We start from the raw sequence: 21,936 nt of genomic DNA on the forward strand, positions 1-21,936 counted from the left end.
ACTAAGTCTAAGGGAGGTCTTCTATGGGATTTTTTGGTGGTAGCAAGATTACGGATGAACATATCAGAGCATCTAGGGAAATTAAAAAAAGAAATTTAACTCAAATGATACCTAGTGAGCTTGGAGAATTTGCTCAAAACATCAATAGCTTTATAATTGATATCAGAACTAATCTAGGTCAGTTTTATGCACTTTCACAAAAAATGTCAGAAGAATCAGAGGTACTTTCCAGTAGCCTAGAAGAAGCCAATGAAACCTTTGCTATGGTAGACAAAAGAGTTGATGATTTTGCTGAACAGATGAATCAAAGAAGTGAGAGAATATCTGAGCTTAAAGAATCTTTAGAGCAGTTTGTAGAGAGCTCAAAAGAATCTGAAACAGGAGCCAAGGAAGTAACTGATGCATTAAGCCAAATGCATGATGCAATCATACATGGAAAAGAAGATTTCCTAAAAGTTGTAAAGCTTCTAAACACTACAAAAGATACTGGACTGGATTTGGCAGGAAACATGACATCGCTAGCTGGTGAAATAAAAAATATTAATAAAATCATAGAGGAAGTACAAAGCATAGCAAACAAAACAAATCTACTTTCACTAAACGCTTCGATAGAGGCAGCTAGAGCAGGAGAATCTGGAAGAGGTTTTGCTGTTGTTGCTCAGGAAATTGGAAAGCTTGCTATGCAGTCTCAAGAAGCCGTAGAAAAAATTGACTCTACACTGACAGATTTGGCAGCTAGAATCATAAACATAACAGAAAATGTAACCACAGAGATGAACCATGTAGAGCAAGAAGCGAAAGTGGCTGATAACTCTATAGCATCTATGCAGATCATAGATGAGGAAGCCAAAAAAGCAGCCTCAAAAATGAAAAATCTAGAAAAAAACACCCAGATTCAGAAAAAGCTAGGAGAAAAAGTTGAACTTGTATCTGCTGATTTTATTCAGCTTATGGAGGATGTAACTAGCCTGTCTGAAGATATGAGAGCAGGAAGTCAGAATTACTATGCAAAGTCTCAAAACATCACAGCAATGCTATTAGAAACAGAAAAAAGAACTCAGGAAATCTTTGGCTTTATCCGTTCTTATACTGAGAGTTTACCTCTTACTGATAAAATGAAAACCTGCATAGCAAATGCCAAATCAGCACTTGCAAATAAGCAGACAGATACGTCACTTTTAAAAAGAGAAAATAATAAAGTAGCAAGAGAAGAGCTAAAAAAATTGGCAAAAGCATATCCATCATTTGAAGTAATCTGTATACTAGATGCTAGTGGATTAAGCTTAGTGTCGAGCATAGATGAAGAAGACTACAAGCTTAACTTCTCTCATGCAGAGTATTTTAAATCAGCTATTGCAGGAAATACTTATGAATCAAAGCCATACATATCTACAGATACAGGGAACTACTGCGTTGCAGTATCTCTTCCAATAAAAGAAAATGGAAATATTGTAGGTGTTATAATGGCTGACGTATCACTTGCGTAAAAATAAAATAAAAAGGAACTTTATATGAAAATAAATATAGTAGGACTCGGTCCAGGAAGTCTTGATAACATTAGCTACAAAGTATATGAGATAGTGACAGCTTCAAATCTTCCACTTTATATTAGAACAAAAAAACACCCAGTAATAGATACTCTAGAGCAAAGAGGTATGAAGGCAGAATATCTTGATAGATTTTATGAAACTGGAGAGGTATTTGAGCAGGTATATGAAGCTATTGTAGATTACTTGATTGATGAAGTGAAAACACAAAATGAAATCATATACGCTGTACCTGGGCATCCTTATGTAGCGGAGCAAACAGTAGCTATTCTTCATGAAAAATGCAAAGAGCAAAATATAGAAATAGTAACTTATCCATCCATGAGCTTTATTGACGCTTTATTTGCCGCAGTAAAAAGAGACCCTTCAGATGGATTTGAGCTAAAGGATGCATTTAACATAGATACTCTTAGCCTAGATACTGAGCATGATTTAGTAATCACTCAGGTATATGACAACCTCATAGCCTCTGAAACAAAATTAAAGCTACTAGAAGCATATCCAGATGAACATGAGGCATATATAGTTAAAAACGCTGGAATAACAGGCACAGAAGAAATAACAGTATGTAAAATATATGAGTTAGACCAGATGGGAATATGCTACGATTACTTAACTAGCCTCTACATTCCAAGAGTAATTCACAAAACCTACAGCAATCTTTCTGACCTCATAAACATAGTTAGAAAGCTAAGAGGACCAGATGGCTGCCCTTGGGATGCTAAGCAAACTCATGAATCACTTAAGGACCATATAGTTGAAGAAGCTACAGAAGTAAAAGAAGCAATAGAAAATGACGACCTAGATAACCTAATAGAAGAGCTTGGGGACGTACTGCTTCACATAGTGTTTCACAGCGAGCTAGGCAGAGAGTCTGGCTACTTCAACCTTCTAGACATTACGGATGGGATTTGCAAGAAGCTCACATTTAGACATCCACACGTGTTCTCAGACTTAGAAATTGATGAAAAAGACCTACCAGAAATGTGGGAAAGATTGAAGCAGATTGAAAAAAACAACAAAAATACTGATAAACAGCGAATTAGAGGTTGACGAAACATAAATATTGAATATACAATAGGAATTAGGACAAGACAATACATCCCGATGATAAACTAAATGGGAAGCTTAGTATGACTAAGCTAAAACGTAGCAAAGCTACATAATAATAAGGAGGTATATTACAAATGAACAAAGCTGAATTAGTTGCAAAAATGGCTGAGAAGAGTGGCATGACTAAGAAAGATACAGAGGTAGCTTTAAACTCTTTTATGGCATCAGTTGAAGAAGCATTAGTAGCTGGAGAAAAAGTTCAACTTGTTGGATTTGGAACATTCGAGACAAGAGAAAGAGCAGCAAGAGAAGGAAGAAATCCAAGAGATCCAGAAAAGAAAATTAAAATACCTGCTTCAAAAGCTCCAGTATTCAAAGCTGGAAAAGGCTTAAAAGAAAAAGTTAACGCTACAAAAGCTGCAAAATCATCTAAAAAGAAATAAAGACAATAAAAGGACTACAGGGCTTTTGCCATGTAGTCTTTTCAAATAAGGAGAACTATAATGAGATTAGATAAATATCTTAAGGTATCACGTATCATAAAAAGAAGAACAGTTGCAAAAGATGCTTCAGATGCTGGAGTAGTGTTCATAAACGGCAAAGAAGCCAAAGCCTCCACTAAAGTTAAAATAGGAGATATACTAGAGCTTCATTTCGGAGAAAAAATTTTAAGAGTTAAAGTACTTGATTTAAAAGAACATGTAGGCAAGGACGAAGCAGCTTCCTTGTATGAGGTGATTGAGTAGTGAAAGGCAAAAATCAGGATGAAACAAAATCAAGTAAAGTTGTAGAGCTGGATTTTAAGAGCGATAAATCTAAAAAAACTAAAAAAAAGCTTGATAGCTTTGATGTTGCATCGGCAGTAGTCATAGGACTATTAATTTGGGCAGGGATATCTTTGTCATTTACATTTATAGAGCAACAAATGGAAATCTCTGTCCTAAAGGAAAGAAAACTGGCATTAGAAACTCAGATAAAGCAAGAAGAAAAAGAACTTAAAAAAACAAAAAAAATACTTAATCAGATGGATACCTTAGAGTTCATAGAAAAACAAGCTAGAGAAAAACTTGGAATGATAAAACCGGGTGAAACCGTATATATAGATTTGACAAAAAAGAAAAACTAAGGGGTGAAATAAATGAAACTAGCATCGATAGATATTGGGACAAACTCTATGAGGCTACTTATTACCGATTATGAAAATGGATTTTCTAAAAGAAAAAAATATACAAATATAACCAGAATAGGTAGAGGGGTAGATGAATTTGGATATATATCCAAAGAAGCCATAGACCGTAACATACATGCACTCAAAGAATTTGTTGAAATAGCCAAACACGAAGATTGCGAGGAAATATATGTCATGGGAACATCAGCTCTGAGAGATAGTAAAAACAAAGAGGAATTCATAGAAAGAGCAAAAAACGAAGCTGGAGTAAATGTAGACATTATATCTGGAAATGATGAGGCATCACTTGGATTTTATGGAGTAACAGCTGACCTAAAAGAAGAAGGCCAAGTTCTTATCCTAGATATAGGAGGAGGCTCAACAGAGTTTATCCTAGGGGATAAAACAGGAGGAATAGTTTTTAGTAAAAGTGAAAACATCGGCTCAGTAAGACTTACAGAAAAATTCATAAAATCAGACCCAGTAGATGAAATCGAGCTAGAAAACATGGATGCCTATATCAAGGCAGTAACAGAAAACACCATATCAATCCTCAAAACCTACCCTATTACAAAGCTCATAGGTATCGGTGGAACTGCTACTACTATATCTGCTATGGTACAGCAACTAGATGTCTACGATATGGAAAAAGTTCATCAAAGCCTAGTAATGTATGAAGAGGTAGAAGCTATATTCAAAGACCTAAAATACAAAACATTAGATGAAAGGCGGATGATAAAAGGCCTACAGCCTCAAAGAGCGGACGTAATAACAGCAGGAGTAAACATCCTAAAAAACCTCATGTCCTACCTAGAAATGAAAGACATACTTATAAGCGAATACGACAACCTAGAAGGCCTAGTCTACACAAAAAACAAAAACTAAATCAAAATGAAATCAAAAGGGACGGTTCTTAGTGATTTAAATCACTAAGAACCGTCCCTTTTGATTTTCGAAAATGGTTACCCATCGGCAACAATTTTTAGTTTATCTAGCATCTTTAATAGTATCTCGTAGTCTTCCGTCATAATCAAAGCTATGAATTTCAGACGGTCTATTTCTTTCTCTATCATCATATAAATTGATAATAACATCAGAATCTTTAAATTTTCTTTCAGCTTCTTCTCCGATGTCTTCTATAAAACTATCAAATGCTCTAGCAACACTATCAGTTTTTAAAGTAGATAATATTGAAGAAGTTATTTCGATGTCTGGGTACATATTAATTTCAACATCGCCTCTGTATTCATCAACCTCATAAGTGAAACCGATATCTCTAATAGTTGAATCAACATAGAATTCTTCAAAATCTCTATCATCATTCAAAATATCTTCTAAATCTTGTAAATCTCTTGTTGAAAGATCGCCACTACTAGAAGAACTGCTGCTCTTTAATTTATCAACTTCTGCTTCTAGCTTGGTTTTATCTGCTTTTAGGGTAGTAATTTCAGATTCTTTAGCTTGTAGCTGAGTATTTAGAGCTGCTAGTTGCTGTTGGTATAAAGCAACTTCTCCACTAGCTGTACCACCCTTTGGAGTTACTGATAATGAAGCGGCTTGTCCTGTCGCTGCTGGAGTCCACTGAACATTGGCTATTCCTAAATTTTGAAGTGTAGATATCGGTACATAAACTCTGCTGTTTGCTATAAATGGTTTAAGAGCCGTATCAGAAATAAATTGCTCTGTTCCGTTTACCACTAATTTAAAAGTATCATAATATGCATCTTGCTTAATAGGGGTAGCAGCATAAGCTATGGTTCCTGCTAGCATAGTAGTAAGCATAGTACCAATTATTGCTATTTTTTTCTTTGAACTAAATAACTTCACAAAAAACTCCTCCTTTATAATTGTCACTAATTGAATTATAACCTTTATAAATTACAACACAATTACAGAATATTTACAACCCTGTAGCACTTGTATAGAGAAAAATTAAAAAAATATTACAATTATATATCTATTCAATACAAAAACTAAAATCATACAGTATAATAGACGATATATAAAAAGATTGTAGTGTTAATTCTTTATAGTCAATATAACTTTATTAATCTAATGAACTTATGACTATTCTACATCTAACAAAATAATGAAAATTAAATAAGGATGGTTACTTAGAAATAAACTAGAAAATAAATTTGCAAAAAGAAAGGGATGGGCACCAAAAATCATGATTAAAACAAAACAAAAACCAAAAGGAAAATTATTGTTATCTTGGATATTAATTTTTACATTTTTACTAACTTCTTTACCTATGGATAGTTATGCAGCACCACCAACACAAAAGCCTTTGGTAAAGAGTTTATCAGTGCAAAGTGTTCAAGGTAAATATACTCGTATATATATAAGCGGTGAGTTCCTACAAGGGGCTGAGTTTATTATGAATACAAAAAATCTGAGAACTTTGCCTGAAGCTAAAATTGATGCGGGAGATAGTTATTTTTCGGTAGAATTCTCTACCGTTTCTGGAGATAATACCGCCAGTGCAAACTTACCTATACTAGCAAACAATATACTTAATACTAGCAATGTTATTGGTTCACAAGAATATGAAATAAAATTTGGTACTGATTATCCTACCCTTAGTGTGTCAGATAGAAAAGGCTACTTAGGAAAGCCATATAAGCTTTCGGGGCAAAATCTAAAGGACAAAGGTGACTATATAAATGAAAAAGATTCATTCTTTATAGTTGGAAATAGACAAAATGATGATTATTCTGTTGATGGAAATCAAGTAACTATTAATAATTTAAAGGGTGACCCAGGACTTGGTAGAGATATAACTATAAGAATTGATTTTCAAGACAGTGGGAATCTTTACCGTCCTACGAATACATCACCAGAACAAACAGTACAAGTAAAGTCCTATTATGAATTTACACTAGAAAAAGTAATAGATATTAAAAAGCCCTTTGATGGATTAGACTATATGAGTGTAGTTCCCAAAAAAGGAACTTACAAAGGAGGAACGACACTTAACATAACTGCCATGGCAAATGCTGACCCTGACGACCCAGACCCAGCGATTGCAGCCACATCAGTGCCTATATTAGATAAAGATATATTTAAAGACACTATGCGAGTTAGGTTAGTTAAAAAAGATGATCCTACAAAAATAGTTCAAACAATAAACCCTCTTGTCGTAAAAAATCCAGCAGGACAAGGAATTGGACTTACGGTAGATACCCTACCAGTTTCTATTAATGACGTAAATGAAGATTTTCATATGGAAATATATAATGTATTTGATAATAACGAAGAGTCTATAAAACAAAATGCATTCAGATATATGGAGGGGGGAAGTTCGCTTGATCTTGCCTCGATCCTTCCGCCTAAAGGTCCTGATGGAGGAAATACTTTAGTTCAAATAAAAGGTATAAATTTATTAAACATAGACGAGGTTGAAGATATCGTGGTTCCAGATGGAACTGTGCCTAATGGAGAAATTTTGTTTAAGCCGAGCTCTACAACTATAGGACCAGACCCTAACGATAAAGAATGGCTGTTAATCAGCTATATTGTTCCATCAGGAACAACCTATGGAGGGAAACCTGTAGATACAATATATAGAAAAGTTAGAGTGTATATAGGTAGAAATGCATTACCTCAACAATTAAACATATTAGATACAGAGCCTACACCAATAGATTCAGCTCATTTTATGAGTAAAAATCCCAAACTAGATGGTGTGGTTTTCAAAACCCAAGGATTAGATGCAAGCGTTCAGCAGACATATGATGTAAATGTAGAAACAAAGACATACATTAAACTTGTAGGAATGCAGGAATATCCCCCTATAGTAGAAAGAGATATATTAGAGGGGAAATATACATTTGATCGTACTACTGTCAATCCGACAGTGGAAAGTGTTGAACCTTTATATGGGTACTATAATAATTTAGGAGCATTGGGTTTAGACCAGAGTGCTTCAGCTGACAAAGACAATGTAAAACCTTTGATGCTAAGATTAAAAGGTAAAAACTTTGAAGTTAGAAGAGAATTAAATCCAGTAACAAATCAATATGAGCCTATTTATCCAAAAATAGAGATAAGAAATAATGAAGCCTTGGCAGAGGAGTTTAAGACACCACTAGGGGAGCCTGTTTTTAGAGACGCTGCAGATATAGAAAACAAAACAAAAGTCATAAAAGTCTTAAAAGCTGATGGGACAGTAGTAGATGGGCAAGGACAGAATCGTTTTGGAGAAATAATGGTAATAGAAGTAGCACCGCAAATAGATGTAACTCAATTTAGTAGTTTTATATTGCAACAAGGAACAGAAGGTAATGGATTCAAAGATCTTAAAGCAAGGTTTGCGATAATACAAAAATCTGGTAATAATAATGGAAGTATAGCATCAGAACCGACTTTTGACTTTAGATATCCAACAAATAGCGATAAACAAAAACAACCACATATTGAGAATGTATATTATGCAGGTTCTCCTACTAGGGTTATAAACTCTGATTTGGAGAATGAGATAACAGTAAGATTCATATCTTATCCAGTTACTAATTTAGATAAAGTAGTAGTTACTATTGATGGAATGGATATGAAAGATCGAATTATAAAAAGAGATTATGATGAAGATGGAAGTGGCTATGCTTATATAATTCTTAAAACCCCGAAAGGAATTTCTGGAAAGACTAGATTAGAAGTTATATCACTAGAAGGCCTAATGGATTCGTATAATCTAGATTTTCAACCGGTAAATGGTCCTTTTTTAAAGGAATTAATTCCGAATAATGGACAAGCAGGGACTTGGGTTGTTGTAAAAAGAAATGATGATATAAATAATATCGGATTTATTATGCCTCAAAATAATGACCCAAATACAGCTTCGAAAATTTTAATTGATGGACAACCAATATCTGGAGCTATAGTAAAAGATTCGAACACAATGGTATTTCAAATTCCAGAAAACACAACATTAGGTAATCATAACATTCAAGTTGAGAATCCGGATAAAAGTAGAAGCCAAGGCTTACCATTTCTAGTTAGAGATGTACATGGCGACGTAGTAGAAATACAATCTATAGATCCAGATCATGGAGATTTAAAAGGAGGAATACCTTCGACAATCACAGCAAAGCCAGGAACCAATTTTTCTGGTGGAGTAGATGTATATTTTGGTAGTCAAAAAGCTAAAATAATAGGAACAAATCTTGACTTTACTGAAGTTTATGTTGATGTACCACCATTAGTAGATATTAAGTTAAAAGCTGGAGAACAGTATACGGTTCCTGTAACTCTGCAGAAAAAAGAAAGTGGCGCAACTGCTACTGTTAAAGAAGGTTTCACTTATTTCAATCCAACATATTCTGATTTAATGAAGATAACAAGCGTCTATAAAAAAGATGTACAGCCAAAAACAAACAAAGGTAATGCAGGAGATTTATTCTGGGTAGAAGGAGATAATCTTTTAGGAGTTACTACTGGTTCAGCACTAAGCTTAGAATTACAGTATCCAGATATATACTTTGGATATAGTAAAGTTGAAATTGTTGACAAAGAAGAACCTGGGACATTAGGTCAAATTCATCGCTTCCCTAGAATTTTAGTAAAAATACCACCGAAGCCATTGAACATAGCTCAAGATGGTTCTTTGAATGTAATGGTAATTAATCCAGATGGTGGTACTGCTATACTGGAAAAAGGATTTATATATAATCAAGGAAAACCAGAGATTATTGAAAATGATTCAATGCTCAAAGCATCAAAGTTCTTTGATGAGGTTAAGATATCGGCAAAAGGAGTTTATAAGAATGATTTAATAGTAGCTTTTGGTGATAAATCTAACTTCATGGACCTTACATCTACAGAAGATTACTTTAGTTTATTTAAACCAAAAGGTGATGATTCAGATGTAGTAAACAATGATGTTGAGAAAATTGTGATTAAATATTTGCCGAAAGCAACTGATGGTAAGAATTTTGAAATATACTATGATGATCAAAATGGGAATCTGGTATTAATGAATGATGCAATAAATACGGATAATGGTAAAATAGCTCTAAATAAAGTCGGAGAAAAAGTAATTGTAGGAGTAAACTGGAAAAATCCAGCTTATCATAAAAACTCTACTTTGAATTCAAATCCAGACTTGATATCGAAGCTGAACACGGAGTATATATCTCTTGAAATAGTTCAAGATGGTAGGGTAAATAAAGTAGTGGGTAGAAGAGGACTAGGGAAAATACTAAATTATTCCGTAAACAACAGTACAAATGTAGCTTCATTAGTAGTTGCTACCCCTTACCATAGTATTTCAGGAAAGACTACTATCACTGTTATAAATCAAGATGGTACTTTTGATACTGCTCCATTTGAATTCCATGGAGGAACTGATGCTCCTGTTATAACAGATTTAGAAGGTAGCAAAGAAAGAACAGTTGAGATTGATGGAGTTCAAAAAAAGGTTCAAGTAAAAACTCAAGATTATACAGTTGATGGAACTGTTAAAATAATAGGAAAGAATTTCAAAGATGTTCAGTCTGTGAAGTTTGGAACAAAAGATGTAAAAATAGAATCGGTATCACCTGACTATACTTACATGATAGTATCTGTTCCAAAAGCAACTCAGGGTGAAGTTGGAAAACCTCTAGAAGTTATAGTGGTAACGAAAGAGGGAAATGGGTTTTCTTCAAAAACCGTACCGCCTGTATACTTCATGTATATAGCAGCTGATTCAAAACCAGTAATAGAAACAGTATCTCCAGTAGTTGGCCCTAGAACTGGAGGGACATTAGTTACTATAAAAGGTAAAGGTTTTAGAGAAAAGGATGAATTTGGAGTTATTTCTGACAAAGTAGAAGAAAGAATAACTATAACAGTAAACGGCTCTATGCCAGCTGGATTAAAGAGCACTGTTAAAAATGAGCAAGGTGAAATTGTAGAGCTAAAAGTAATTATGCCGCCATCTGTAACTGGGAAAGCAAAGCTACAGGTAGTAAATGCAGATGGAGGAACTTCAGAGCCAAAAGATTTCACATATGTATCTCAGCCTAAAATTTCTAAAACAGAAGGTTCTATATTCTTCAATGACACGACTACAGAAGTAAGACTTTTTGGAGAAGATTTTCTATCAGGAGCTAAGGTAGTAATAGGAGCAGAGCAAACTAAAGGCAAGAAACCTGCTGATGCATCTGTAACAGGTATGCTTGGAGTAACAACTGATGGGATAAATCAAGAGGCACATCTTGTAGGTGGGGTAGAGGCCGCGAATGTTACCGTTACAGGAACTAACCAAATAACATTTAAAATGCCTGATGGAATAGAATCTCTTGAAAATACTTCAATCATAATAGTGAATCCAGACACTGGTATGTCTGAACCGGGACAAGGCAACATCAAACCACCAGTCCCAGACGTGCCAGATATCGAAGCTATACCAGGCTTTGAAAGAACAATGCTACTGAGATGGAAAGTAGACAAAGACGTACTAAATGCAGCAGAAAAATTTGAAATCTACGTAAGAGAGCGTAGAAGCGGAGACTATACTTTCGTAGGAGATACAAAACAAGATACAACTGAGCAGTCCTATGTAATAAAAGGATTAAAATACGACACAACCTACGATATACTAGTTAGAGTACTAAACAAATACGGAGAAGCAGAAGACTTTGCAAGTGTGAGAGAAACTACTTTGAGACAAAGTCAAGATTACAAAGAAAAAGAGAAGGTAGATGCAGTAGATGATGCAGTATATGAAATAGAAACTCAAGGAAAGCAAGAAGTAATAGGAGATACCTTATATTACACTGTAGGAACTAGAGAGTCTACTATCAATCTTTCAAACACTACTGCAAAAAATAAAACCAAATACGTTCAAATTCCTGTAAAAGATATAAAATCAGGAAACAAAACTATAACAATAACAGACAAAGATCTGAGCTTGACAGTAAGCTACAGCTCACTTAATACCCCTGAGCTTAGAAATGCACCAGATGATGCGGTATTTAGATTTAAGATATCAGCGGCAGAAAAACAAGTAGAAGAAGGCTTAACTAGAGCTATACCTAGAGTCTATAAAAAAGCCTCTAACGTATATGGAATCTATTTTGAGCTAGCACAGCCAAAACTAGTAACCCCTATAGCTATGCTATCAGGAAGTGCTACTATAAACATAAACGCCCCAGCATATCCTAAATACCACGCAGTATATATAGAAAGTGCAGACACATTCTCAATACTGCAGTCAAACATCATCACTCAAGGAGGAAACTATGTACTTCTTACAAACAAATAAAAAAGAAAAGACCCGTATTCTGGGTCTTTTCCTAAGCTTAATCATGATACTTTCATCAGCAGTTACCTCATGGGCAGCCTATGATGACGTATCACCATATCCAGTATATAGAGGACTTATTAATCCTCAGGAAAATATGCTAAAAATGACAGTGACAGATGCATCAGGAAGCACACTTCCTTACTTTGCACTAGGTACTGGAGTTATGTCGGTGACAAACACTAGATTTAATCCGTTTGCTCCTATGACAGAGATGGATGTCCTGGCAGCAGTAGTGAATGCTTCAGGAATGAGTGAACAGATAGAGCCAAATCCTACAAACTGGAGAACAGGCTATATCGATATGGCTACTCAGATGGGCATCATAACAGATGTAGATTTGGCTGAGTATAGCGATACACCAGATACCCCGTTTACAAAGCTAGCTACAGCTGAAAAATTTAATAAATGGCTCAGCACTGGTCTTCAAAAAGAAACTAAGTACAAGCTCTTGCCGAATGCTACTGTTAGAAGAATAGATGCGGCAGAGCTATTTCATAACAATCAGGAACTAGTAGCTCCAGCGAAAGGCTTCACCTTGCTAAAAGGTGAAATAGTAGACCAAAAAACTATAACTGAAGATGGAGTAAATAAAATAGCGACCTCAGTAAAGCAAGATACAGGAGGCTATATAACCATCCTTAGTAACCAAGATATCCCAGTAGTAAAAAATGGGCAGATATCTCTTAACATGACAAACCTATCAAAAGGAGAGGTAGCCTCTTTTTATTACAAAAATAACCAAGTTCAATTTGCTATATCAGAAGTGACGACAGCTCAGACCATAAATGGAACTTTTCAAAGTCTAAATGGAGACACTTTGACTATTTTGGATTTTAACAACCAAATCAGAACCTATAAAACTCATCCAAACATGGTAATCCTAGAAGTAGAAGGTGAGCTTGACAATCAAGGAAAATCTAGAACTATAGCAGCAAAGGATTTGATTTTCAATCAAGATATGCAGCTAGCAGTCAAAAATGGTCTAGTACATGAGCTTAAGACCTTCGTTCCTAGAGACTCGGATTTAGATGGCTATATACCAGCAGAATCAAAGCTAATTGCTGGAGTAGTGCTAGATGTAACTGCAAACTATGTAACTCTTACAGACAATAAGCAGTACTATATAAATCCAGACACCTTTATCCTAAGAAACGGTGAGCTAACTGATTATAGAGATATAAAGGAAGGCGATAGAGTAAAACTTTTCTTTGATGATATCTATGCTCCTATGGTGACTAGAGCAGAGGTAGAAGGACCTCAAAGACAAGTTGACACTATAATAAAAGGAACCATAGACAGCTACGCATTAGGAAGAGGAGAGCTAGCACTTAAATCCGTAACAAAGCTAAACGGAGATAGATGGGTAGCTGCAGATACTAGCTACACAAAGCTAAAGCTAAGTGGAGATATCTATGACGGAAGCAAAAAACTAACAGCTGCAAAGCTAAAAGACTATAAGGGTCAAGAAATCTATGCAGTACTAGCAAAAAATCAAAATAATCCTACAATAGAAAAAGCAAATATAAGAAGAGGTTCAGCCTTATCATTCTCAGATGAAATATCTCAGGTGGACTACCCAGGTAGCTACCTAAACATCGAGACGAATCTCATCAACTACACAGAAGGAACTCTGATAGTGAAAGATGGCAGGATAGTAGCTCCAGGAAACCTTCAGGCTGATGTAGGAGCATATGTTGAGTCTGGAACTAACAAAAATGCTTCACTTATAGTTATGAACAACACTCAGTATTCATCAGATAATAGGGAATATCCATACAAAATCTACAGAGGAACTATTGAAGATATCTTTGACTACTCTATAGAGTTAGGAAATGATAAAGACGATAGATACTACTATGAAATGAGAGGTTCAGTATGGGCCAGCTTTAGAGCAAGAAGTGAAGGACCGAGAATTTCCTACAATGACAGTACTACTATTTATGATTCTGACTATAATAGAGGTAAGGGAAAAGAAATTCCAGTTAGAGATTTTAGAGATTACAAATATGAAGGAAGTAAATATGACGATGAAGATCCAGTTTACTACGATAGACAGGTATATGTAGTAACAAAAGACGACGTAGCTATATCTATAAATTTCCTATCTGAATCAGGCTATGATGAAGTAAATACTCAAAATGTCATGACAGGAAAAGTAAAAGCAGTAGATATAACTGCCAAAACGCTTACGCTTTCAGAGATAAGTAAATATAACTCTCTAAGAGAAATATTCGTGCCTCAGCAGACAGAGGAGCTTATAGACATATCAAAAGCAAGCATTATATCAGGAAACAAAGAACTACCTAAGTTATCAGCCGAACAACTGATAGGCAAAAAAATAAGAGCAGTCTACAAACAAAACACAACCAGAAAAAATAATGGTATAGTTATAATAGTAGATTAAAAAATGAAAAGTCTCTGCCCTTATCATATACATCACGTATATTAAGGAAGAGACTTTTCTTTATAAAAAATAAAGTAAAACATGTATAATAAAAATATGAGCATTAAAAATATAGAATAGATAATAACTATTAAGGAAACAACCGAAATTATAAAATCAAAATATAGAAATAAAATAAAAAGCGAATATAGAAATAGAAAAGAAATAATATTCGAATAAAAAAGGAGTAGACTATGAAAAAATTTTTTTCAACGATTTTAGCAGGCCTGATGATATCGTCACTTTCTGTATCATCTGCCTACGCAGAGCCTCTTGGAGGATTCGACCCAGGAATAGAAAACCTTCAAGGATATCAGGAAGTTGTATTTCTGACAGGACGACCAATTCTTATGAAAGGAACAGTAAAAACCTCTGTAAAAGAAAAAGATGATGAAAGAACAGAAAAATATACCTACAAACTAGAAGACGCGTCTGGAGAATTTACTCTTTCGCGCTCCCTTTCTCTTACAGCTACTCTTCAGGACAACTACGGACAGACAGTAGAAGTAGCTGAAGTGGATTCATTTAAGGAAACAATAAAACTAGGTGATGCGACTTATAGCGCAGATGATAAGACCTCTGAATTTACTCAGAGTATTATCTACGATAACAAACCAGCTGTCAGCTACTACGCAGGAAACATGGCTTACAGAAAAGTATATAAAGGAGACGATGAAACTCCAGATATCACAGTGGACATGGAAGGAAGCTCTGTAGGCTACGACCAAGCATGGGGGAATACTGAAACTAGAACCATGAACTACTATATATCGTCTTCGGATTCAAAAGGTATTCAAGGAAGTTACACAGTTAAAAATTCTAACAATGTAACTAAAGATATAGTATATGCACAAAATCAGCCTACTCAGATTTCATTTAGAGGCGGATATATGATATCAGAAAAAGATGAAAGTGTAATGGAATACTCATATGATATAAACAGTAGAGTAGGATCGAATTCGCTTACACTTGCAAACAATCCAAAGTTCACTAGATTAAATGTTCCAGAGCTTAGAGATACTAGCGGACACTGGGCAGAGGAACCTATAAAAATTCTAGCATCATTAAATGCTATCTCGCCAAATGCGAAAAACTTTGCTCCGTCCCTAGCAATCAGTAGAGAAGAGTTTGCAAAAGCAGTAGCTGTGGTATCAGATATAGTAGAGGAAGAAACCACAGTAAGAAGAAGCAAGAAAAATCAAGAGCAACCATTATTTACTGACACTGCGATGGACTCAGAGAAATATAAATACGTAAAAGCAGTAGCAACAAAAGGAATCATGGGTGGAGTAGGAGAAGATAGGTTCGAACCAAAGGGAGAGCTTAGCAAGGCTCAAGCGGCAACCATCCTAATAAATGCTCTAGGAGTAGAAGCTCTAGCACCTAACGGAGCTTACTCTACAGGATTCAAAGACGATTACTCTATACCTTACTGGGCAAAAGATTCTGTATATATGGCTAGAAATCTAAGACTAATCGATGGAACAGAAAATGGATTCTTCCAACCGAACAAAAGCTTAACTAGAGCAGAAGCAGCTAGCATACTAAATAACTACATTCACTACCTCAGCTATGACCTAAGAGAGGATTTTAGAGAAAGAATAGTCAACTACTAAAAGGGAGTCCTGAAAATGAAAAAACTAAGACAGACATTAACATTGCTATTCACTATAGTGATATTGTCTACGAATCTTGCATATGCAGATCCGATAACAAAAGACAAAGAATTCTTTGATGCAGTCAAAGAGTACATCATGCAAAACTACGCTCTAGAAGTAACAGAAGACCAGCTCTACGACTCAGCTATAAAGGGTATGTTTGATGCACTTGACCCATATAGCACTTATATGGATGAAGAAGAATACAAAGCCTTCATGGAAGAAGCTACAGGTGAATTTGCAGGCATAGGGGCAGTAGTAGGAAAAAGAGATGATGGATTTTATCTGGTAAGCATAAACGAAGGCTCACCAGCATCAAAAGTAGGGCTAAAGCCTATGGATATATTAATATCTGTGAATGATAAAGCGATAGACCTAAAGCAAGATACAGAGTCTCTAGTAAAACAAATAAGAGGTCAATCAGGAACTAGTGTAAAGCTAACTGTAAAAAGAGGAAATGAAGTTCTTACAGTAAATATAGTAAGAGCGCAGATTCAAGTAAACCCTATAGAGTATAAAACTTTAGAAAAAGACCTAGGTTATATAAGAATAACTGAATTTAATAATAATACCTATAATAATATGACTACAGCTATACAAGACCTAAAAAAGCAAGGAATTAAGAAAATAATACTAGACCTAAGAGGGAATCCAGGAGGCTCACTAGACCAGGTCCTAAAGGTATCTAACTATTTCGTACCAAAAGGCAAACTCCTAGAGATACAATATAAGGAAGATAAACCTGATGCATTTTATTCTACTGGTAACCTTCAGTTTGAAAAAGTTGCAGTACTAATAGATGGAAATACAGCATCGGCATCAGAAATCCTAGCAGGAGCTATTCAGGATACAAAATCAGGAACGTTAATTGGAACTACTACCTATGGTAAAGGAGTAGTGCAGGACCTATATCCTCTAAAAAACGGTGAGGCAATAAAGCTAACTATAGCAAAATATGTCCTGCCAACAGGCAGAAGTATAAACTTAAAAGGATTAAATCCTGATAAAAAAGTAGAGTATATCATGCCTATAAATAACTCAAATACTGATAATCAACTAATTACAGCAATTGAATTTATAAAGCAGAAATAACAGGTAAATAATGTTAATATTACAACAAAAACAAGCAAGTGTAACAGACATGTAATATTAAAAACCTAGTTTTAGTAGTATAATAGCTATAAGAACTTGGGGGTGGAGTATGTAAACTTCTCAAGTTACAACTCTATTACATGCACATTCAGAGCTTGACTCGAGTTGGATGTAATGCTATAATTCATTTTGTAAGTCTGACGACATGAGCGACAGACCAGCTAGAGAAGCTGTAAAATTCTCAAAAAACTAAAACACATATTTTAAAGGAGGAAAGACAAACATGAAGAGAAAATTATCTCTATTAATGGTATTAATGATGATGTTAACATTAGTACCTGCTAACATGGCGTTTGCTGCAAGTGATGCTGTAGTTAATACAGTAGTAACTAGTGCTGACGGAACAGTGGATTTCGATTTAGATATCGAAATTAAAGGTGCAGGAGTTACTTCAGGAGGAATCTTTGAACTTACTCTAGGCGATGATGCTGAGTGGGCAACTGCTCCTAATGCAACAGGAGGAGCTACACTTAGAAATGCTGCAACTGTAGTTGGAGAGCAAAGAGCTGAGTACGTAATAAACGCTGATGCTACAACTGGAAATATTAAAATTTCTGGAGAAGTTACATTAGATGGTGCAAAAGATGGAGACCAAAAAGTAACTATCGAGAACATAACAAACTCTGGAGTTTCTAGACAAGTTCTTACTTATGCTGTTGTTTCTGGAAGTGGAACAATTGTTTCAAGAAGACTTGGAGATGTTACTACTGTAACTAGAGGAACTAAAGATGCATCTGATTTCGAATTAAGAGAAACTACAAAAGATGCTATGTCTAATGGAACATTTGTATTAAGATTACCAAAAGATGTAGAATGGGCTGCTGGAACAACTGTTACTTTAAATGGAAATGGATTAGCAGTATCTGCTTTCGGAGATAGAGAATTAACAGTGACTGTAGCTGGAGCTCTTGATACAGTAATTGATAGAATTATTGTTAGTCCTGAAGTTACTTTGACTAAAGATGCTAAATTCGGAGATATTACAGTTGAAGTTTTAGACAAAACTGCTGATGTTGATGCAGAAGATGTTAAAATCGCTGAATACAAAGATTTTGGAATCGAGCTTATAGTAGACAAAGTTGAGTCTATAGTAGCTGGAAAATCTGATACTAGCAAAGATTATGTTGTAGAAGTTAAATTAGAAACTGCTGGAAATTCTTTCATAGCTGGAAGACCTATAGATTTTACTGTAGCTGGCGGAGATGTTAAATTAAAAGGATCTGCTCCTTCTAATACTTCTTTTGACAACATAGTTGGAGATTATGATGATGAGTTTGAAGTTAATCTTACTAATGCTTACACAACTGACAATGATTTAAAATTTGAATTATACCTTAAAGCTGACTGGGATGCAGCTGGAGAATTAAAAATTACTGCTAAAGGTGCAGGAGTTGAAGAACAAACTATTAAATTAGCAGATGTTTTAGCAGCAGCTAAAATAACTACTAAGGTTGATGACAAGAAAACTGTTGCTGACGTTGTAGTAGGACTTCAAAACCAAGCAACACCTGAAATTACAATAACTGAAACTGAAGCTGGTTCTTTACAAGAAGGATACTATGTATTCGATCTTAATCAAGCTAGATATACAGGAGTAGAGTTTATTGATTCAACTGTTAAGTTTGAAACTACTGGAGACATTAGTGTAGATGACGTTTATACTATCGAAAATGGCGAGAAAGTAGTAGTTTATATAGATGGAGAGTCAAATAAAGAAGCTTCTTCTATAGTTATTAAAGGACTTACTGCAACTCTTGATAGAGCAGTTCCATTTGGACAGCTTGATTTAAGATTCGGAGCTGTTGTTGCTGATGGAGATCAAACTACTCCAACTGCTACTGATGGTGAATTTGGTCTTGATCCAGAAGAAAAAGGTTTTGATTATGATGTAGAAACTATCGTTGAGAAAGTTCCTTTCTTAAACGTAGTAACAGAAGTACAAACAGCTAGACAACAAAAAACTGTATTTACTATTGATTCTGCAACTTACACTGTAGGTTCTGAAACTAAAATGTTAGATGCAGCACCATATATTTCTAATAACAGAACTATGCTTCCTATAGGAACTGTAGCTCAATTAGCAGGTGCTACTCTTAACTACTCACCATCTACAAGAACTGCTGTATTTACTAAAGATAACCTAGTTGTATCTATGAACTTAGACACTAATATTCTTTTAGTAAACGGATCACCAGTTCCAATGGATGCTAAGCCAGAAATAGTTAACGGAAGAGCATTTGTATCAGTTGTTTATGTTGCTCAAGCTTTCGGTATCCAAAATGGAACTGATATAGTTTATGATGCAGCTTCTAGAACTGTAACTTTATTCCCTAACGCTCAATAATCTGAGTCTAAACGAATAATTATAATCAAATAAAAGAGAGCTGAGATATCTCAGCTCTCTTTTTTATAAAAATGTAACATAGCTGTTATAATTTAAGCTATGATTTAGGGTAAAATTATAGTGTATGATTTTATTTTAGATCATGACTTCAATTATACTAATAAACTGAATTACTTAACTTATTTTATTAAGGAGGAATGAATAATGAAAAAAATATTAGCTATAGCGCTAGGACTATTTGTGGGACTTTCAACATTTAGTTATGCAACTCCTAAAGTTGTAGAAGCTTATTTACAAAATGATTTTCTTATTAAAGTAAATGGAGAATTTAAATATCATCCAGAAGGATTAAAACCTTTAGTTTATCAAAATAGAACATATTTACCGGCATCTTATATAGCTCAGCTACTTGGAGCGAATACAACTTTTGATAGCGATACGAAAACTGTAAGCATAAACTCTAATCCGGATGTTGGCATTGAACAAGAAAAAATCAAAGAATATGAAGAAAAGATTAAAATACTTGAAGAGAAAATAGAGAAATTAGAATCATCGACTTCTGCAAATTCTGATTACACAAAATTGCCAGCTAGAATTGCACAAAATGGTTATAAGCTTACTTTAGAAGGGCTATCAATTAGAGAAGAAGGTAATGATGGGCGTTTATATTTCACATTAGAAAATGAAGATGCTGATACAGGGGTTAAGATTGACGCTATGTCAACAATTATAGAGACAAGTACAGATAAATATGAAGCATCTTTTCAATTTCAAGAAAACTTAGATAGAGATTTATTTAAATGGATTAGGAGGAATGAAGAATTAAAAACATATATTCCATTTTCAAAATTGCCAGAAGATGATAAAGAAATAAGAGAAATGACAGTTACTGTAGTTTTAGAAGTTAATGAAACTTACCCTAAAAAAGAAACTTTAACATTTAAGGTGTTAAATGATTAAGCATAGAGGAGAATAACAAAAATGAATAAAAATATAACGAAAATTGGAATTTCTCTCGTATTAATATTTTCCATAGTGAATCCGAATTTCATATATGCGAATAAAGCGGAGATGCCTATAGCTGAGAATTTAGAAATTTTATCATATGATGAAGCTATAAAATTAGCATTCAAAGAAAACAATGATATCAAGAACCTAAAACTTGAAAAAGATTCTAATACTATAAAAATTGATGATGCATTAGATAATTTTGGAACTAGCTTATATGACCCTCAAGTACTAGCCCTTATGAAACTTCAAAAAAACGATAAACTTAATACTGAAAAAGTAGAGAGAACTGAAAATTATATAAAACAAGGTTTGGCATTTAAAATTAAATCTATATTTAATAATATAAATTTAATTAAAAATGATATTGAACTAAAAAAACTTCAATTAGATAATTCTATTAAAAAGAGAAATACTATGGCTTTAAAGTTAGAATACGGAATGGAGAGTAAAACCAATATTACTACAAAAGATATTGAAATTAGTCAATCAAAAAAGGATATTGAAGCACTAGAAAAGGATTTAGATGATCATTATATAGAATTAAACAAACTACTTGGATTTGATAGGTTTACTAGATATGAAATCGAAAAATTAGATTTTGAATATTCTCCGGTTAATGACACTCAGGAAGATATAGATTTTAAAGTGACGAGAGCGATTAGTAGTGATATAAATATTTGGGGAAAAGAGCAGCAACTAGATATTCAAAGAATTGATGTAGATTTTTATTCTTTAAACTACATTAGTGGAGCGCCAAGCAATCAGCAATCGAGTCCAGAGCCATATGAATCTTTAGAATTGGATGCAAGGATTTCTTCTAATGATTTAGAGCAAGCAAAAGAAGATTTAAAAGACTCCGTTATTGGGAAATATAACTCTATAAAAAAACTTGAGAATACCTATGAAAATACTCTTCTAAAACTTAAAGATTTAGAAGAGAAAAAAAGAGTATTAGAAGTTGCTATTAAAGCCGGTACTGCAATTAATCAAGACTATTTAGATTTGACACTTGGATTAATTGAAATTCAAAATGGCATTGAAAAAATACAATCGCAACATGCGCTATTAGTTGAAATGTATAACAACCCACTCCTAGTTGGAGGGAATATTGGGTAGTGTATTATTTGAAACTTAATAAGCTCTTTTTTAGTAAAATTATTTTTATAATTAACCTACTAAAAAAGAGCTTGTTTTTTTGATTATGGTGTAAATTGGTTATAGAAATAGTAATTAATATACCTCTTATGATATAATAAACTGGTATTAGAAT

General features: G+C 34.2%; 14 protein-coding genes. 13 read left to right on the forward strand and 1 reads right to left on the reverse strand.

The window, feature by feature from the left end; genetic code table 11:
- Positions 1–23 precede the first annotated feature (23 nt).
- The 6 genes from CLOST_RS01845 (at position 24) to CLOST_RS01870 (ending at position 4,653) form a co-directional block, all read left to right on the forward strand.
- Complete coding sequence (locus CLOST_RS01845) at positions 24–1,487, forward strand: methyl-accepting chemotaxis protein (RefSeq protein WP_013360563.1); 1,464 nt, start codon at positions 24–26, stop codon at positions 1,485–1,487.
- A gap of 24 nt (positions 1,488–1,511) precedes the next feature.
- A complete protein-coding gene (locus CLOST_RS01850; RefSeq protein ID WP_013360564.1) occupies positions 1,512–2,600 on the forward strand; it encodes a MazG nucleotide pyrophosphohydrolase domain-containing protein in 1,089 nt (362 codons plus the stop codon).
- 134 nt (positions 2,601–2,734) lie between these two features.
- Positions 2,735–3,043, forward strand: coding sequence for an HU family DNA-binding protein (locus CLOST_RS01855; RefSeq protein WP_013360565.1), 309 nt, complete (start codon positions 2,735–2,737; stop codon positions 3,041–3,043).
- Positions 3,044–3,103: 60 nt separating this feature from the next.
- The gene (locus tag CLOST_RS01860; protein ID WP_013360566.1) at positions 3,104–3,346 is read left to right on the forward strand and encodes an RNA-binding S4 domain-containing protein; all 243 of its coding nucleotides are present in this window, start codon (positions 3,104–3,106) and stop codon (positions 3,344–3,346) included.
- Positions 3,346–3,726 (forward strand): FtsB family cell division protein, encoded by a 381-nt coding sequence (locus CLOST_RS01865; RefSeq protein WP_013360567.1) that lies wholly within the window; start codon positions 3,346–3,348, stop codon positions 3,724–3,726. The genes CLOST_RS01860 and CLOST_RS01865 overlap by 1 nt, the downstream gene beginning before the upstream one ends.
- A gap of 12 nt (positions 3,727–3,738) precedes the next feature.
- On the forward strand, positions 3,739–4,653 hold the full coding sequence (locus CLOST_RS01870) for a Ppx/GppA phosphatase family protein (protein ID WP_013360568.1): 915 nt from the start codon (positions 3,739–3,741) through the stop codon (positions 4,651–4,653).
- A 102-nt stretch (positions 4,654–4,755) separates the two neighbouring features.
- Here CLOST_RS01870 and CLOST_RS01875 read toward each other — a convergent pair whose 3' ends face one another.
- Positions 4,756–5,595, reverse strand: coding sequence for an RNA-binding protein (locus tag CLOST_RS01875; protein ID WP_013360570.1), 840 nt, complete (start codon positions 5,593–5,595; stop codon positions 4,756–4,758).
- 553 nt (positions 5,596–6,148) lie between these two features.
- On the opposite strand from CLOST_RS01875, the gene CLOST_RS01880 reads away from it, so the two are divergent.
- The 7 genes from CLOST_RS01880 to CLOST_RS01910 all read left to right on the forward strand — a co-directional run bounded on the left by CLOST_RS01880 (position 6,149) and on the right by CLOST_RS01910 (position 21,782).
- Entirely contained in the window at positions 6,149–12,016 is a 5,868-nt protein-coding gene (locus tag CLOST_RS01880; RefSeq protein ID WP_013360571.1) for an IPT/TIG domain-containing protein, read from the forward strand.
- Positions 11,994–14,462 (forward strand): hypothetical protein, encoded by a 2,469-nt coding sequence (locus CLOST_RS01885; RefSeq protein WP_013360572.1) that lies wholly within the window; start codon positions 11,994–11,996, stop codon positions 14,460–14,462. The genes CLOST_RS01880 and CLOST_RS01885 overlap by 23 nt, the downstream gene beginning before the upstream one ends.
- Before the next feature lie 233 nt (positions 14,463–14,695).
- Positions 14,696–16,117 carry an S-layer homology domain-containing protein gene (locus CLOST_RS01890; RefSeq protein ID WP_013360573.1) on the forward strand — a complete coding sequence of 474 codons (1,422 nt, stop codon included), beginning with the start codon at positions 14,696–14,698 and terminating at the stop codon, positions 16,115–16,117.
- A gap of 15 nt (positions 16,118–16,132) precedes the next feature.
- Positions 16,133–17,251, forward strand: a complete 1,119-nt coding sequence (locus CLOST_RS01895) for a S41 family peptidase (protein WP_013360574.1) — start codon at positions 16,133–16,135, stop codon at positions 17,249–17,251.
- Positions 17,252–17,534: 283 nt separating this feature from the next.
- Positions 17,535–19,655, forward strand: a complete 2,121-nt coding sequence (locus CLOST_RS01900; protein WP_013360575.1) for a copper amine oxidase N-terminal domain-containing protein — start codon at positions 17,535–17,537, stop codon at positions 19,653–19,655.
- Positions 19,656–19,859: 204 nt separating this feature from the next.
- Positions 19,860–20,615 carry a stalk domain-containing protein gene (locus CLOST_RS01905; RefSeq protein ID WP_013360576.1) on the forward strand — a complete coding sequence of 252 codons (756 nt, stop codon included), beginning with the start codon at positions 19,860–19,862 and terminating at the stop codon, positions 20,613–20,615.
- Between the two features lie 21 nt (positions 20,616–20,636).
- Positions 20,637–21,782 carry a TolC family protein gene (locus CLOST_RS01910; RefSeq protein ID WP_013360577.1) on the forward strand — a complete coding sequence of 382 codons (1,146 nt, stop codon included), beginning with the start codon at positions 20,637–20,639 and terminating at the stop codon, positions 21,780–21,782.
- The last annotated feature ends 154 nt before the right edge of the window (positions 21,783–21,936 follow it).

This window comes from Acetoanaerobium sticklandii (assembly GCF_000196455.1).
GTDB classification, from domain to species: Bacteria; Bacillota; Clostridia; order Peptostreptococcales; family Filifactoraceae; genus Acetoanaerobium; species Acetoanaerobium sticklandii.